The 14,751-nt window shown below is 71.5% G+C and carries 15 protein-coding genes; 7 read left to right on the top strand and 8 right to left on the bottom strand.

Annotation, left to right across the window (positions count from 1 at the left end; translation table 11 throughout):
- Nucleotides 1-195 precede the first annotated feature (195 nt).
- On the bottom strand, nt 196-1,233 hold the full coding sequence (locus ACWDR3_RS17495; RefSeq protein WP_450353366.1) for a hypothetical protein: 1,038 nt from the start codon (nt 1,231-1,233) through the stop codon (nt 196-198).
- Nucleotides 1,234-1,463: 230 nt separating this feature from the next.
- On the opposite strand from ACWDR3_RS17495, the gene ACWDR3_RS17490 reads away from it, so the two are divergent.
- The 3 genes from ACWDR3_RS17490 (at nt 1,464) to tgmB (ending at nt 3,079) form a co-directional block, all read left to right on the top strand.
- Nucleotides 1,464-1,754 carry a DUF1232 domain-containing protein gene (locus ACWDR3_RS17490; RefSeq protein ID WP_450353365.1) on the top strand — a complete coding sequence of 97 codons (291 nt, stop codon included), beginning with the start codon at nt 1,464-1,466 and terminating at the stop codon, nt 1,752-1,754.
- A gap of 132 nt (nt 1,755-1,886) precedes the next feature.
- Complete coding sequence (gene tgmA, locus ACWDR3_RS17485) at nt 1,887-2,078, top strand: putative ATP-grasp-modified RiPP (protein WP_123996126.1); 192 nt, start codon at nt 1,887-1,889, stop codon at nt 2,076-2,078.
- 17 nt (nt 2,079-2,095) lie between these two features.
- Nucleotides 2,096-3,079, top strand: coding sequence for an ATP-grasp ribosomal peptide maturase (gene tgmB, locus ACWDR3_RS17480; protein ID WP_450353364.1), 984 nt, complete (start codon nt 2,096-2,098; stop codon nt 3,077-3,079).
- 7 nt (nt 3,080-3,086) lie between these two features.
- Here tgmB and ACWDR3_RS17475 read toward each other — a convergent pair whose 3' ends face one another.
- Complete coding sequence (locus tag ACWDR3_RS17475) at nt 3,087-3,302, bottom strand: hypothetical protein (protein ID WP_123996128.1); 216 nt, start codon at nt 3,300-3,302, stop codon at nt 3,087-3,089.
- Between the two features lie 151 nt (nt 3,303-3,453).
- Nucleotides 3,454-3,909 carry a hypothetical protein gene (locus ACWDR3_RS17470; RefSeq protein WP_450353363.1) on the bottom strand — a complete coding sequence of 152 codons (456 nt, stop codon included), beginning with the start codon at nt 3,907-3,909 and terminating at the stop codon, nt 3,454-3,456.
- Nucleotides 3,910-4,163: 254 nt separating this feature from the next.
- Between ACWDR3_RS17470 and ACWDR3_RS17465 the strand changes: the two genes are divergently transcribed.
- Entirely contained in the window at nt 4,164-4,499 is a 336-nt protein-coding gene (locus tag ACWDR3_RS17465) for a hypothetical protein (RefSeq protein WP_402343555.1), read from the top strand.
- 23 nt (nt 4,500-4,522) lie between these two features.
- Here ACWDR3_RS17465 and ACWDR3_RS17460 read toward each other — a convergent pair whose 3' ends face one another.
- Nucleotides 4,523-6,292 (bottom strand): ABC transporter ATP-binding protein, encoded by a 1,770-nt coding sequence (locus ACWDR3_RS17460; RefSeq protein ID WP_450353362.1) that lies wholly within the window; start codon nt 6,290-6,292, stop codon nt 4,523-4,525.
- A gap of 93 nt (nt 6,293-6,385) precedes the next feature.
- Nucleotides 6,386-7,243 carry an aldo/keto reductase gene (locus ACWDR3_RS17455; protein ID WP_450353361.1) on the bottom strand — a complete coding sequence of 286 codons (858 nt, stop codon included), beginning with the start codon at nt 7,241-7,243 and terminating at the stop codon, nt 6,386-6,388.
- A gap of 317 nt (nt 7,244-7,560) precedes the next feature.
- On the opposite strand from ACWDR3_RS17455, the gene ACWDR3_RS17450 reads away from it, so the two are divergent.
- Entirely contained in the window at nt 7,561-8,445 is an 885-nt protein-coding gene (locus ACWDR3_RS17450; protein ID WP_450353360.1) for a Gfo/Idh/MocA family protein, read from the top strand.
- A 66-nt stretch (nt 8,446-8,511) separates the two neighbouring features.
- Here ACWDR3_RS17450 and ACWDR3_RS17445 read toward each other — a convergent pair whose 3' ends face one another.
- The gene (locus ACWDR3_RS17445; RefSeq protein ID WP_450353359.1) at nt 8,512-9,405 is read right to left on the bottom strand and encodes a GNAT family N-acetyltransferase; all 894 of its coding nucleotides are present in this window, start codon (nt 9,403-9,405) and stop codon (nt 8,512-8,514) included.
- 306 nt (nt 9,406-9,711) lie between these two features.
- On the opposite strand from ACWDR3_RS17445, the gene ACWDR3_RS17440 reads away from it, so the two are divergent.
- Nucleotides 9,712-10,821 (top strand): PP2C family protein-serine/threonine phosphatase, encoded by a 1,110-nt coding sequence (locus ACWDR3_RS17440; RefSeq protein WP_450353358.1) that lies wholly within the window; start codon nt 9,712-9,714, stop codon nt 10,819-10,821.
- Here ACWDR3_RS17440 and ACWDR3_RS17435 read toward each other — a convergent pair.
- Nucleotides 10,793-13,057, bottom strand: coding sequence for an MMPL family transporter (locus tag ACWDR3_RS17435; protein ID WP_450353357.1), 2,265 nt, complete (start codon nt 13,055-13,057; stop codon nt 10,793-10,795). The two genes, ACWDR3_RS17440 and ACWDR3_RS17435, sit on opposite strands and share 29 nt — an antisense overlap.
- A gap of 196 nt (nt 13,058-13,253) precedes the next feature.
- Here ACWDR3_RS17435 and ACWDR3_RS17430 point away from each other — a divergent pair, with 196 nt between their 5' ends.
- Nucleotides 13,254-13,451 (top strand): hypothetical protein, encoded by a 198-nt coding sequence (locus ACWDR3_RS17430; protein ID WP_450353356.1) that lies wholly within the window; start codon nt 13,254-13,256, stop codon nt 13,449-13,451.
- Nucleotides 13,452-13,466: 15 nt separating this feature from the next.
- On the opposite strand, the gene ACWDR3_RS17425 is transcribed toward ACWDR3_RS17430, so the two are convergent.
- Entirely contained in the window at nt 13,467-14,603 is a 1,137-nt protein-coding gene (locus ACWDR3_RS17425) for a sulfite oxidase (RefSeq protein ID WP_450353355.1), read from the bottom strand.
- Nucleotides 14,604-14,751: the final 148 nt, after the last annotated feature.

The following is a 14,751-nucleotide window of genomic DNA, read 5'->3' as shown; positions in this document are numbered from 1 at the left end:
CGACGCGAACCGGCGCCCGGCGGCCCCTCCTCGCAGTCCATCGCGGGAAGGGGCCGCCGGCCGTGGGCCACGACCGGACGCCGGTCTCGGCCGGCACTCCGTCAACGCCGGCCGTCCCAAGTCAGAGCCCACGGCTGGCCCTTGAGCTCCGTCGCGAGCCGGCGCAGCCAGTCGGCCGGCCCGGAACAGAGACCGTCAGTCCGTCGGACGGCTCGTCGTGACCATCGCCCGGTGTTCCATCTCGATCTGCGGCGGAGGCTGCCAGGCGAGGCGGACCACCAGGGCCGTGAGAGCGACCAGGGCTGCACAGACGGCGGCCAGGCCCGCTGCCCAGTTCGGGGCGAGGGTGAGGTCCAAGGCCTGAGAGAGGCGGGCCGAGTGGAAGCGGCCCCCGTAGAGCTGGGCGCCGGCGAGGACCGCCGGTACCACCACCGCCAGTGCCATGAGGACCACGAACGGGCGGAGGGTCAGCAGGACGGCCAGGACCGCGCACAGGGCCGACACGCCCAGTGCGAAGCCGTAGGCGCGCAGGGACGCGCCGTCGCGGTGGAGCGGGAACCACAGCAGCGCGCACAGCAGGAGCGCCGCGGCGGAGACCAGCCCCGGCCAGGCCAGGTGCGTGGTGCGCCGGGCCGGCCCGCGCGCGATACGGCGTGGTGCGCGGCCGTCCGCGACGACGGGCGGGGCGTCGGGGGCCGGCGGCACCGCGAGGCCCTCGGGGACCACGTACGGGCCGTCAGGCGCCCCCGGCGGTGCGGTGAACGGGACCGCGGCGGGCCGCGCGTCGCGTTCCTCGCTGAGCCGGCCGATCAGCTCCACCAGTTCCTCGACGGGCCGCGCGGTGGCGGCGGCGCGGGCCGCCTCCTGGCCGGCGTGCGGTTCCAGCGGCGACTGGTGCAGCAGCGCCATCAGCCGGGTCACGTCCTCCACGGGACGCGATTCGGCCGCGGCGCGGATCGCCTCGTCGGCGCTGTCGGCGTCGCGCGGCGGTTGGGTCAGCAGGACGACCAGACGGGTGACGTCCTCCACGGACCGGTCCACACCGACCGCGCGCAGCGCGTCGACGGTGGCCCGCGCGTACTGGGGCGACTGCTCAAGCAGGGTGATCAGGCGCACGACCTCCTCAAGAGGGCGGTCCGCCACGGCCGCGTGCACCAGGGCACCGACCGGGTCGCTGTGCGCCTCGGATATGGAGTGTTCGTTCGGTTGGGGTGATGAAGAGCCACTGCTCATGCTCTGCTCCATGGGAGGGTGTGGCGCCTCTCGCGCCTCGGACGCGCTGAACACGTCGTTACGGTGACCATTACTAGGTCCCGCCGCCGCACCGTGCCACTCGGGTGAGCCACCGGTATGACGCCGCCGCGCTCCCGGCGGATCCGATCCCCCGTCAAGTACGTACGAACGCCGGATGGGGGCATCTGGGAGAAGAGCGCGCCGAGCGGCCCGCCGACGGAGGAGGACCAGTGAAATCGACCACAACGGTGATCGTCGTCGCCGTGGTGCTCGCGGTGCTCGTGCTCACCATGGCCGTGGTCCTGTTGGTGCGGCTGGTACGGACCCGAAGGAACCTGCGGCGCGCCGGGCTGCCGACAGGCCCCCGTTGGGTTTTCTGGGGTGCGGTCCTGTATTTCGTCCTACCGACCGACCTGTTGCCCGACCCCGTGTATTTGGACGATATCGGCGTTCTTCTGCTCGCCCTGCGCACCCTGCGCACCTCTCCCGGCAGGCCGAATGGTCACGAAACGTCCCTCTGATTACTCAGAGTAAGGAAACCAATCACTCGTTCGATTCGTATAAGTGACTGGAAGGGCAAGGCAGTCGGCGGACCGAGCGGTGCCGTGGGGATGGAGACCGCTGGGTCGGCGCAGACCGACGAGGGAGAGACCATGCAACCGTTCGCGCTCAACTACGCACGTCCGGCGGTGGACTTGGAGGCCACAGCTCCATATGTCTACGACACCGGCCTGCAGTTGAACGTGCTCTTCGACGGACGGGTCGCGGCCCGCGACTTCGCACTCCTGAGAGAACTCGCGACGACCACCTCCACCGCGGGGTCCAAGACGCACTTCGACGACTGAACACGGAACCGCCGACGATGACCGTGCTGATCCTGACCTCTGAAGAGGATGTGACGGCCGACATGGTGGTCGTGCACCTCAACGCCTCAGGGGTTCCCGTGATCCGACTCGACCCCGCCGATCTCACCGGCGGTGTCTCGCTGTCCGGTGAGTACGTGCACGGGGCGTTCCGTGGCCATCTCCAGGCCGCGGACCGCCTCGTGAGCATCAGCGGGCTGCGGTCGATCTGGGTACGCAGGCCGGGTACCGCCGCCACCAGGGCGGCCCAGCCGTCCAGTTGGCTCACCGAGGAGTCCGCACAGGCCCTGTACGGCATGCTGCGCGGCTCGGAGGCGCGCTGGATGAATCACCCCGACGCGGCCCGCCGGGCCCGTCACAAGCCCTGGCAGCTCCGGCTCGCGCAGCGCTGCGGGCTGCCGGTGCCGGCCACCCTGATCACGACATTCCCGCAAGCCGCGCGGGAGTTCGCGGACCGCTACCCGGACCTGGTCGTCAAGCCGGTCTCCGGGGCGCACCCGCAGGACCCGCCCCGGGCGGTGCCGACCAGCCGGGTGGCGCCGGACACCGACTTCGCGGCCGTCGCGTACGGGCCCACGCTGCTGCAGCGGCGCGTCGCCAAGCGCGCCGACATCCGGCTGACCGCGGTCGACGAGCGGCTCCTCGCGGCCCGCAAGGCGACCGCGGTGGACGCCGACCCGGACGAGGTGGACGTCCGGTTCGCCTCGTCCGACCTGCCGTGGGAGCCCGCCGAGGTCCCGCCGCGGATCGCGGAGGCCGTCCTGTCGTACCTGCGGGAGGCCGGACTGTCCTACGGCGCCTTCGACTTCGCCGAGGACTCCGACGGGACCTGGTGGTTCTTGGAGTGCAATCAGTCGGGGCAGTTCGGGTTCGTGGAGGTGGAGACGGGCCAGCCGATCGCGCGGACGATAGCGGAGTGGCTGTCCCGCCCCGGGCCCGAGCCGCGCCCTCGGGTCAACGGCTCGAACACCAGAGTGTGTTGAGGGCGGGTCAGTTAGGCCGCGAGCCGGGCAGCAGGGCCGTCCGCTGCCAGCCGGCGCCCGGGGAGGCGGGTCGCTCGGCGGGCGGTGTGGCACCGAAGGACTGCAGCGGTCGCATGACGTACTCCAGTTCCCGGCTCACGCGCTCGGCCTCGCGACGGGTCTGAGCGGGGACGTCGCCGCGCTCGGCGACGAGTCGGTCGTAGATGGGGGACTCCTGGAACACCCGGCAACGCGCCTTTCCTGTGGGGGCCCACACGATTGGGCCCGGTCGCCGAGTGTATGCGGACCGGCACTGCGCGGTGTGAATTACCCCGGGGGACTTGACGACCGCACATGCGGTATGAGTAGCCCCTTCGCGCTGCCCTGACGAACGGTCAGGCGCCCGTCGTGGAGCCGGGCCGCACGATCATCAGGACGGTGACTGTCGCCCAGAGCAGGTTGAAGACGCCGGTGAACATGGCGAGTTGAGCGGTGTTCGACCGCTCCACCGGCTGTTCGGCGTCGAGTTGGCCGAGAAGTTCGTCCTGGCGGGGCAGGACGAAGGCGATGAGGATGCCGGCGGCGACGGTGGTCAGGGTGATGGACGCGACGAGCCAGGCGCTGCCGAGCACCCCCATCGCGGCGGCGGTGGCGAAGCCGAAGAGGGGCACCGCGAGACCGAGGCCGGAGTAGACACGGCAGATCCGGTGCAGCAGCCGGACGGTGCCCACCCCGGCGGCGTCCGCGCCGGCCCGGCGCACGGCCGGCGGGAACATGCTGGCCGCGACGGTGACGGGGCCGATGGCGACGATGGCCGCCAGGACGTGCAGGGACAACAGGAACTTGGTCATCGGGGGGCTCTCTCCATGGGCGTAGCCGTGCGCGGCTCAGGCTATGGAGCGTCGACGCGCTCCCACAGAGGCTGAAATGACAAGATCCAACGGATTATCGCCAACACCCCCACCAGGGCGTTCCGGTGGCGTGCGCGTCACATCTTCCCTACTCCGACCCGGATTTGACGCAAATCCGCCGCCCCACCCGATTCCTCGCCCGCCCTGAGGCGTTGAACACGGCGCAACCAATCCTGCACGAACGGTGAACGCTCATGAGTCGCTCCGGCCGCCTCCTCTGCGCCCTGTATCTCGCCACCAGCGGCGGACTCGCCTGGACCATGGTCCTCGAATTCCGCTACGGACCCCTCTGGATCGCCTTCCTGTTCGCCGCCGCGAGCGTGGTCCTGGTCATCGCCGTCGTCCGCGAGACCCTGATCCACGACCTGCGCACGGCCTGCGCCGGGCCGCGCCGCCCGGCCCGCTCGGCCGCCGACGAGATCGTCCGCGAGGAGCTGGACGCCGCCTGCTGCGAGCGCTGGTGGACGAGCCTGGGCACCGACCACGACGCGGCCTGTCCGCATCTGTTCCCCCGGAGCAGCGCCGCCTGACGACACCGCCCCGGGCGCCCTCGTCAGGCGACCTGGCCGCCGTGCAGGGCGGTGTACGCCCCGCCGCCGCGCAGGAGTTCCTCGTGCGTGCCGACCTCCAGGATCTCGCCGTCCCCCATCACCACGATCCGGTCGGCGCCCCGCACGGTGGACAGCCGGTGCGCCACCACGAAGGTGGTACGGCCGCGCAGCAGCCGGGCCAGCGCCTCCTGGACGAGGGCCTCCGAGCGGGTGTCGAGCGCCGAGGTCGCCTCGTCCAGGATCAGCACCTTCGGGTCCCGGATCAGGGCCCGGGCGATGGCAAGACGCTGGCGCTGCCCGCCGGACAGCCGGGCGCCGCGGTCCCCCACCAGCGTGTCGAGCCCCCGCGGCAGCCGGTCGACGAACTCAAGCGCGTTGGCGTCCCGCAGCGCCGCCCGCACGCTCTCCTCGTCGGCCTCGTCCATCCCGTAGGCGACGTTCTCCCGGATCGTGCCGTCGAAAAGGATCGACTCCTGCGGCACCACCGACACGAACCGCCGATACGTCCGCAGGTCGAGGGCGCTCATGTCGGCACCGTCGAGCAGCAGCCGGCCCGAGGTCGGCCGGATGAACCCGATGACGAGGTTGAGCACCGTCGACTTGCCCGCGCCCGAGGCGCCGACCAGGGCGACGGTCTCGCCCGGCGCGACGGACAGGGTGAAGTCCCGTACGGCGGGCCGGTCCCCGGTCTCGTAGACGTGCCCGACGCCCTGGAAGGCGACCGCCCCGCGCAGTGAAGTGACCTCGTCCTTGCCCTCGTTGTCCTCCAGTTCGGGCGCCTGGAGGACTTCGCCGACCGAACGCACCGACTCCAGGCCCTTGGTGATGACCGGGGCAAGCGCGGCCAGCGTGGTCGTCGAGTTGGTGAGGGTGGTCAGGAAGGCGCTGAGCATGACGACGTCGCCGGCGGTGACGCCCCAGACGCCGTAGTACGAGACCAGGGCGGCGCCGGCCAGGACCAGGACGCCGACCACGTTGAGGACGACCCAGGCCAGCGAGCCGAACCGGCCGTTGACGAGGTCGAGGCGATTGCCGGAGGTGAGCAGCCGGCTCAGGGTGCCGTCCATGCGGCGCAGCGCCTTGCCCTCCAGGCCGTGCGCGCGGGTGACCGGGATCAGCCGGGTCATCTCCGTCACTTGCGTCGACAGGGTCTCGACCTCGTGCCTGAAGTGTTCGTTGTGGGTGCGCAGTCGGGCCCGCAGCAGGGCCACGACGAGGGCGGCGGCGGGCACCACGACCAGGAAGACGGGTACGAACTCCGGTGTGCGGACGGCGATGATGACCAGTCCGCCGGTGAGCACGGTGATCGCCCCGAGCCCGGTCTCCGCGGTCTGCTGCACCATCTGCTCGACCGTCTCGACGTCCCGCACGACCTTGGCCTGAAGCACGCCGGCGCTGACGCGTGAGTGGTAGCCGATGGACAGTTGCTGCATCCGCGTGCACAGCGCCGACCGCAGGCCGGTGCCCATGCGGCGCACGCTGCCGTACAGGAGGCGCACGTACAGCACGTGCAGCGGGTAGTTGATCAGCAGGATGAAGAGGATGATCCCCGTGCTCCACCACAGTCGGCTGATCGGCTCGTGCTGTACGACGGTGTCGATGATGGACGCGCTGATCAGCGGCAGCAGCCAGATCGGGCTGTGCTTGACCGTGAAGACGCCGACCGCCGCGGCGAGTCGGCGGCGGTCGGCGCGGAACAGATAGCCGAGTGTGCGGATCGGGTGTTCGTCCCGGTAGCGGTGGTCGAGCGGTTTCTCGGATGACGACGCCATGCGTGGTGTCCTACCCCAGTGGCCGGATTGCGAGCAAGCGCTTTCTCCCCATGCCTGCGAGGATTACACCGGCCGGCGCCGGGCGGACCGAGGTCAGACGCCGTCCAGTTCCGACAGTTCGTCGGCGCTCAGTTCCAACTCGGTCGCGGCCAGCGAGTCGAGGATCGTCTCGGGGCGGCTCGAACCCGGAATCGGCACGACCAGCGGCGACTTGGCGAGCATCCAGGCCAGGCAGACGCGCTGCGGGCTCACGCCGTGGTCCTCGGCGATCCGGGCGAACGGCCCGAACGTGGAGCCCAGTTCACTCGCCCTGGTGATGCCGCCCAGCGGGCTCCAGGGCAGGAAGGCGATGCCGAGCTCGTCGCACAGCTCCAGCTCCGGCTCGCTGGAGCGGAAGGCCGGGGAGAACTGGTTCTGCACCGAGACCAGTCGGCCCCCGAGGATCTCGTTCGCCTGCCGGATCTGCTCGGGGTTCGCGTTCGAGACGCCCGCCATCCGGATCTTGCCCTCGTCCAGCAGGTCCCGGATCGCGCCGACCGATTCGGCGTACGGCACCTTCGGGTCGGGCCGGTGGAACTGGTAGAGCCCGATGGCCTCCACGCCGAGCCGGCGCAGGGACGCCTCGCAGGCCTCCTTGAGGTATTCGGGGCTGCCGTTGAGGGTCCAACTGCCGTCGCCGGGGCGCAGATGGCCGCCCTTGGTGGCGACCAGCACCTCGCCGCCCCGGTCGTGGGAGGCGAGGGCCTTGGCGATCAGGGTCTCGTTGTGGCCGACCTCGTGGGCGTCCCGGTGGTAGGCGTCCGCGGTGTCGATCAGCGTGACGCCGACGTCGAGCGCGGCGTGCAGGGTGGCGAGGGAGCGCGCCTCGTCCGGGCGGCCCTCGATCGACATGGGCATTCCGCCCAGTCCGATGGCACTGACTTCGACATCACCGATGCGGCGGGTCTGCATGGGTTCGTGACCTCTTTCGGCTGGTCGCGCGTAATGCGGTGGCGGCCGGCGCGCCGGTCGGGGGTGACGGCGTGCCGGACCGTCTTCCACCCTCACCCCGCGGGTGGCCGGAGGTCCAATAGAGGAAAGTGAACGCATTCAGCAGCCGCACCACTGAATCGGCGGTGCGCTCCCCGGGCCCGGTACGGCGGGTGGCGCGAGGTCGGCACGACACACGGCACATGATCGGTAAGTGGGTTGCGCGCCCGGCCCGGAGGTGTGCGACGCTCGCTCTCGAACAGGCGTCGTAACGTGCGGCGGAGTGGAGAGGCGACGGCATGCGCATCGGACTGCTCGGTACCGGCCCGTGGGCGGGGATGGCTCACGCCCCCGCCCTCCAGGAACACACCGACCTGGACTTCGTCGGGGTGTGGGGCCGTCGCCCCGACGCCGCCAAGGAACTGGCCGACCGGTACGGCACCCGCGCCTACGACGACGTCGACGCGCTGTTCGCCGACGTGGAGGCGGTCGCCGTGGCGCTGCCGCCGGCCGTACAGGCGGAGCTGGCGGCGCGTGCGGCGCGGGCCGGGCTGCACCTGCTGCTGGACAAGCCGCTGGCCACGACGGTGGACCAGGGCCGGACGGTGGTCGAGGCGGTCAAGGAGTCCGGCGTGGCCTCGGTCGTGTTCTTCACGAGCCGTTTCGTCCCGGAGACGGCGGCGTGGATCGCCCAACAGGCGGGCACCGGCGGCTGGTTCACGGCCCGGGCGCAGTGGATCGGCGATGTGTTCACCGGCGACAGCCCGTTCGCGACGCCGTGGCGGCGGGAGAAGGGCGCCCTGTGGGACGTCGGCCCGCACGCCCTGTCCGTCCTGCTGCCGATCCTGGGCGACACCCGACGCGTGGCCGCCGCGGCGCCCGGCCCCGGCGACACCGTCCAACTGGTCCTCGACCACACGAGCGGCGCGTCGAGCAGCCTCACCCTGAGCCTGACGGCACCGCCCGCCGCCACAGGAACCGACGTCGAACTCCGCGGCGAGGCCGGCGTGACCCACTTCCCGGACAGCTCCGTCGGCCCGGTCGAGGCCCTCGTCCGCGCCGCCGACGCCCTGATCGCGTCCGCCGCCGACGGCCAACCCCACCCGTGCGACGCCGAGTTCGGCCTCCGCGTCACCGAGATCCTCGCCGAGGCGGAGTCCCTGCTGAACGCGAACGCCAGCTGACGAGTCACCGGCAACGGCGGGCGGGGCCGGCCCAGTTGGGCACCGGCCCCGCCCTCCCTCGTCCAACTACCCTCGCGCGACCTCGAAGTTGATCCGCTCCCTCACGACCGGATACCCGGCCTTGGCGAAGTTCGCGGCCATCGGGAAGTTCCCCCGGTCCGTCGCCGCCGTGACGAACTCCGCGCCCTGCTCGACCAGGAAGTGCGTGCACTCCGCCACCAGGTCGTACGAGTAACCGTGGCCGCGCTGGTCCGGCAGTACGCCGATGAAGCCGACGGTCGGGCCGGACGGGTTGTGGGCCGGGATGTGGATGCCCGCAAGCTCGCCCTCCGGGGTGTGCGCCAGCTGCCACCACTCCCGGGGCGACGGGCACCAGTGGAAGAAGTCGAGTTCCTCCTGGGCGGCCCGGTCGAGGCCGCCCTCCTCGATGGCCTTGAGAGCGTGCGCGTCGAGGGTGACGGAGTGGATGCGGCGCAGCGCGTCGAAGAACACGGCGTCGTCCGGTTCGGCACGGAAGACGAGCCGTCCGGGACGCTCGGGGAGCCCGTCCGCCGGTGTCCAGCGGTACAGGAAGCGTTCGACGAGGAGTTCGTACCCTGCCGCTCGTACGGCGGTGAAGCGGGCCTCGGCGGCTGCGCGCAGCCGTGGGTCCTCGCGCCAGGTGCCGGGCAGGTTCAGTTCGAGTTCGACCTGCCAGGGAGCCGTGCGCAGCAGCTCGGCGCCGGCCTCCTCCTCCCCTTCGGCCACGTCGAACCAGTTGACGTTGAGGGGCTCGGCGTCGTCGGGGCCGCCCCACCAGGCCGCGCGCGCGACGACGACACCGTCCCGCAGGGCGACCCGCTTCCAGTCGGGCCGGTGGGTGGTCCGGCGGTGGGCCGCACGGTTGTCCAGCGGGTCGGGCAGGGTGTCGAAGAGATGGGCGTCGCGCTCGTCGAGCGCGCGGATGACCAGATCGGTCATGGATTCCTCCGGGATGCGTACTGCGTGGAGCGCTCCCGGGACGGTCTCAGCCGAAGCACGCCGGGGCTACGGGGAGGGAGCGCTGGATAGGTGTCATCTGCACGGCACTCGCCTCCTTCCGTCGGGCCTCCTGGCGTGGTGATCACACGCTAGGGAACCGATCGTGGACATGTCCACCCCTTTACGCGGGTTCTCCGCTCGCGGGCTCGCTTCCGGCGGGTCCTCCTCTCACCGGCCTTGGATTCACAGGATCTCTTTTCGCGGGTCGGCATGCGGGAGACGTCCCGGCGTAGGAGCGTGGTGCGTGTGGGAAAGGTGCCCGTCCTGTCTCCGCGCCGGGACCAGGACCGGCGGACCTGGTTGCGCGGCGCGCCGCCGCCGCGCTGGGTGCGGGTGCTGCCGGTCGCCCTGATCGCGGGCGTGTGCACGGCCACGCTGGTGAGCGGCCATGCCCTGGACATCGGGTTCCTGCTGGGCGCGATCCCGCCGCTGGCCGTCCTGTCGTACGGTCCGCTCGCGACCGCGGTGCTCGGTGTCGTGGTGGTCGTGGTGCTCGACGTCCCGGCCTTCCACTTCGACCACCCCGGCGAGACCGACCTCCTGACCATCTGTTTCGTCGCCGCGCTGAGCGTGTTCGTGTCGTACGTGCGCAGTCGTCGCGACGCCCAGCTGGACCTCGAACGCACGGTCGCCGAGGCGGCGCAGCGTGCCGTCGTGCCGCCGGTGCCCGAGCGGGTCGGCCGGGTCCACTGCACGGGCCTGTACCGGGCCGCCGAGCGCGGCACCCTGGTGGGCGGCGACTTCTTCGACGTACGCGAAGGACCGCACGGCGTACGGGCGGTCATGGGCGACGTGCGCGGGCACGGTCTGTCGGCGATCGCGACCGTCGCCTCGCTGCTGGGGGCGTTCCGGGAGGCGGCGCTGGACCGGCCGGACCTGGAGTCGGTCGCCGCCCGGCTGGATCGACGGCTGGTGGTGGACTCGGCCGAGGCCCACTACTCCGAGCTGTTCGCGACCGCCGTGCTGCTGGAGTTCTCCCCCGACGCGTGCGAGGTGCGCATCGTGTCCTGCGGGCATCCTGCGCCAGTGCTGCTGCGGGGCCGGCGGGCCACCGAGATCGAACTCGCGCCATGGACCCCGCTGGGTCTCGGCCTGTCCGACGGCTCTCCGTCGGACGCGCTCACGCTCCGCCTGGAGCCCGGCGACAGCCTCTTCCTGGCCTCCGACGGCGTCAGCGAGACCAGGGACACCTCGGGCGCCTTCTACCCGCTGGCCGCCCGCCTCGCCGCCCTGGCCGACGACGACCCGGCCGCGCTGGCCGACCGGGTGTGGGCGGATCTCGTACGGTACGCGCCGGCCGTTCTCGACGACGTGACGATGCTGGTGCTCACGCCCGGGAAACCGGACGTTCGCTGACCTGCGGCTCGGCGCTCTGCTCGTGATCGCCCTCGGCGTCGATGTGCGGGAGCATCCGGTCCAGCCACCGGGGTGTCCACCACGCGTGCCGGCCCAGCAGGGTCATCACGGCCGGGACCATGAGCAGCCGTACGACGGTGGCGTCGATGAGCACGCTGACGGCGAGGCCGAGGCCGAGCATCTTGACCACGATGTTGTCGCTGACGATGAACGCGGCGAACACGCTCACCATGATCAGTGCCGCGCAGCTGATGACCCGCGCCGTGATCTCCAGCGCGTGCGCGACGGAGGCCTTGGCGTCGCCTGTACGCAGCCACGCCTCGTGGACGCGGGAGAGCAGGAAGATCTCGTAGTCCATGCTCAGCCCGAAGATGATCGCGAACATCATCATCGGGACGTAGCTCTCGATGGGCACCTTGCCCTCGACGCCGAGCGCGGGCCCGCCCCAGCCCCACTGGAAGACGGCCACGACGACACCGTAGGAGGCGGCGATGGAGAGCACGTTGAGGACGGCCGCCTTGATCGCGACGAGCAGGCCGCGGAAGACGGCGAGGATGATCAGGAAGGCCAGAGCGACCACCACGCCGATGATCAGGGGCAGTCGGCTCGCCACGATGTCGCGGAAGTCGACCTGGGCGGCCGTCGTGCCGGTGACGTAGCCCTTGGCGTCCGTGCCGGAGACCGCGTCGGGGAGGGTGGTGTCGACCAGACGGTTCGTGAGGTCCGTGGTGGAGGCGCTCTGCGGGGACTGCTTGGAGTAGACCGTGCCGATCAGGACGTCCCCGTCCTTGGTGGCGGTCAGCGGGGTGACCGTGGCGGCGCCGGGCACGCCGTTCAGTGTCTTCTGCGCCTGCGAGGCCAGGTCGGAGCGGTCGGCGGACGGTACGGAGGTCTGGTCGATGACGACGGTGAGCGGGCCGTTGGAGCCGGGGCCGAACGCGTCGGTCATCAGGTCGTACGCCCGCCGGTCCGTGAAGGAGGTGGGGTCGGCGCCGTCGCCGATGTGGCCGAGCTGGATCGAGAACACGGGGATGGCGAGGACGACCACGGCCGCGACGCCGGCGACCAGGAACTGCCAGGGCCGCCGCTCCACACGCTGCGCGTAGCGGTGCCAGGTGCCCTGCGGTTCGGCACCCGCCTCGGCGTCGGTCTCGGCGACCGGACGGCGTACCCGGTAGCGGTCGATGCGCTTGCCGATCAGCCCCAGCAGGGCCGGGACCAGGGTCAGCGCGCCGATGACAGCCGAGACGACCGTGACGGCCGCGGCGAGGCCGAGTTTCCCGATGAAGCTCACTCCGGACGCGGACAGTCCCGCGAGGGCGATGATCACCGTGCAGCCGGAGACGAGCACGGCACGTCCGCTGGTGGCCGTGGCATGACCCGCCGAGTGCACCGGATCGGCGCCGTCGATGAGGTTCTGCCGGTGCCGGGTGATCAGGAAGAGGGCGTAGTCGATGCCGACGCCCAGGCCGATCATCGTGGCAAGGGTCGGCGAGACGGTGGCGAAGGTGAACGCGGCGGCCAGCAGACCGAGACAGGCCAGCCCGCCGATCGCGCTGATCAGCGCCGTCAGCAGCGGGATGCCGGCGGCGATGACACTGCCGAAGCCGACCAGCAGCACGACGATCGCGACGGCGAAACCGATCAGCTCGCTGACCCGGTCGTCGGCGACCGGACGCGCCAACTCGCCGAGCGGTCCGCCGTACTCGACCTGCGCGCCCGCCGCCCGCAACGGCTGTACGGCGTCGTCCACTCCGTGCAGGTAGTTGTCGCCGAGAGTGGAGGGCTGTACGTCGAAGCGGACGGTGATGTAGGCGGTCTTCCCGTCGGTGGAGAGGGGTCCGACCTTCGAGGACTGGGCGGACAGCGGGTCCTGGACGGACAGGACGTGCGGGAGTTTCTGCAGGTCGCCGACCGTGGTGGACAGCTGGGAACTGAGCGCGGTCAGGGACTGCTTGCCGTCGTGCAGGACGATCTGGCTGCCGTAGCCGCCGGCCGCGGGATCGTGCTTCTTCAGGACGTCCAGGCCGTCCTGGGACTGCACGCCGGAGAGGGAGAAGTTGTCCGAGTAGTCCCCGCCGAAGGAGCGGTTGACGACCTGGAGTGCCACGAGGGCGACCAGCCAGGCCACGATGACGATCACGAAGTGGCGGGCGCACCATTCGCCCAGCCGTCGTAGGAACCCTCCCCTGGCGGCGTTCCCCGCTCCCGCCCCGGTGCTTGCGGTGGGTGTCATGGCCTCGGTCTTCTCTGCCGGCCGATCCGCTCGTCATCCCATTAGACGCCCGCCCGGTCGCGGCGGCATCCCGGGCCGGGCCGCTTCCCGATCACACGGGATGCACGGGGTGTGCGAGCGTTGAATGGTGAGAGAAGGACCCGATGACACCCACCGGGTCCGACGCAGCGATCCGGATCCACGAGGAGCACCGATCATGCCGACGTCACAGCCCGAGCCGCCCGAGGACCTCGTCACCCCGGACGACCTGCTCCACACCCGCACCGGCACCGAGGTGTCGCCGGAGGACCTCGTCCTCGCCGCCGGCAAGGACCTCACCCCGCACACCCTCGAATGGGCCCGCCGGAAGCTGGCGGAGGAGGGCCCGGCGGCCCTGGAGAAGCTACTGCCGTGAGGCGTCCGCCGGTTGTCAGGCCAGGTCCGCCTGGTCGTCCTCCAGACACAGCACCGGCACCCGCTGAACGAGGTTGACGGCGAAGCCGCCCCGGTTCCAGGGCTGGTCCAGCGGCTGGGTACGGCCTTCGGCATCGGTCGCCCGTGCGCTCAGCACATGCTCGCCGGGGCTCGCGTCCCAGGTGAAGTGCCAGCGCCGCCATGCCCAGCGCCGCCCGTCGGCGGGCGCCAACTCGGCCCGCCGCCAGGTGCGTCCGGCGTCCGCGCTGACCTCGACGCCGGTGACCGGCGCCCGCCCCGACCAGGCGCGGCCCTCCAACGGAACCGTGCCCGGACGCACCACACGGGCCCGCGACATGAAGTCCGGGAATCCCGGCGGGACCAACAGGGCGCGGGGCGCGATCCGGGTGACCGGCTCGCCCTCGTCGCCGGCCTCCTGACGCAGCCGGTAGGCGACCGTCTGCTGGAATCCGGTGAACGGCACGTCGGTGACGGCGATCTCGCGCAGCCACTTCACATGGGCCATGCCGTACCAGCCGGGCACGACCAGCCGCAGCGGGTGTCCGTGCTGCGGAGGCAGCGGGCCGCCGTTCATCGCGTAGGCGACCAGCACCTCGGGCTCGGTCCCGGTGGCGACGTCGATGGGCAGGGAGCGCTGGTAGTCCTGTTCGACGCCGCGCTCCACGCCGTGGTCCGCGCCGGAGAACACGACGTCGACGGCGTCGGGTTCCACACCGGCCTCGGCCAGCAGCAGCCTGAGCGGTACGCCCGTCCATTCGGCGGTGCCGACCGCCTCGACGAGCCAGGGCTGGCTGACCGGGCGGGGCGTCAGCAGGGCCCGGCCGTTGCCCGCACACTCCAGCGTCACCCGCGTGGTGACCTCGGGGAAGGCGCGCAGAGCGGCCAGGTCCAGCTCCAGCGGACGGCGGACGCGGCCCCCGACGGTCAGCTGCCAGGGCGGGTCCTGGGCGACGTAGGGGATGTCGTAGTGCGTCAGTACGTAGTGCAGGCCGGGCGGGGTGACGTCGTAGCGCAGCGCCTCCAGTGGCAGACCGTGGTTGCGGGTGGCGAGCGCCAGTTCGTCCCGGCCGATGCCCTCGTCGGGGGCGGCCAGCCGGGCGGGGGCACTCGCGTCGGCGAGTCGATGGCCCATGTCCGCATTATCACCCCTTGTCGCCCGCCGGGACCGGTCGTGGGCACGGAAGCGGTCACCGGCCGGAACTTCACGTCACTCCCGGGCACTTCGGACGGGCTCACGACAGGGCCGCTGCCCGTTCACCCTTTCGAAGAGGGGCTTCGGG

The sequence above is a fragment of the Streptomyces sp. NPDC001002 genome, assembly GCF_053599215.1.
The sequence above is the reverse complement of the archived record's forward strand: the minus strand, read 5'-3'. Positions and strand labels throughout refer to the sequence as shown.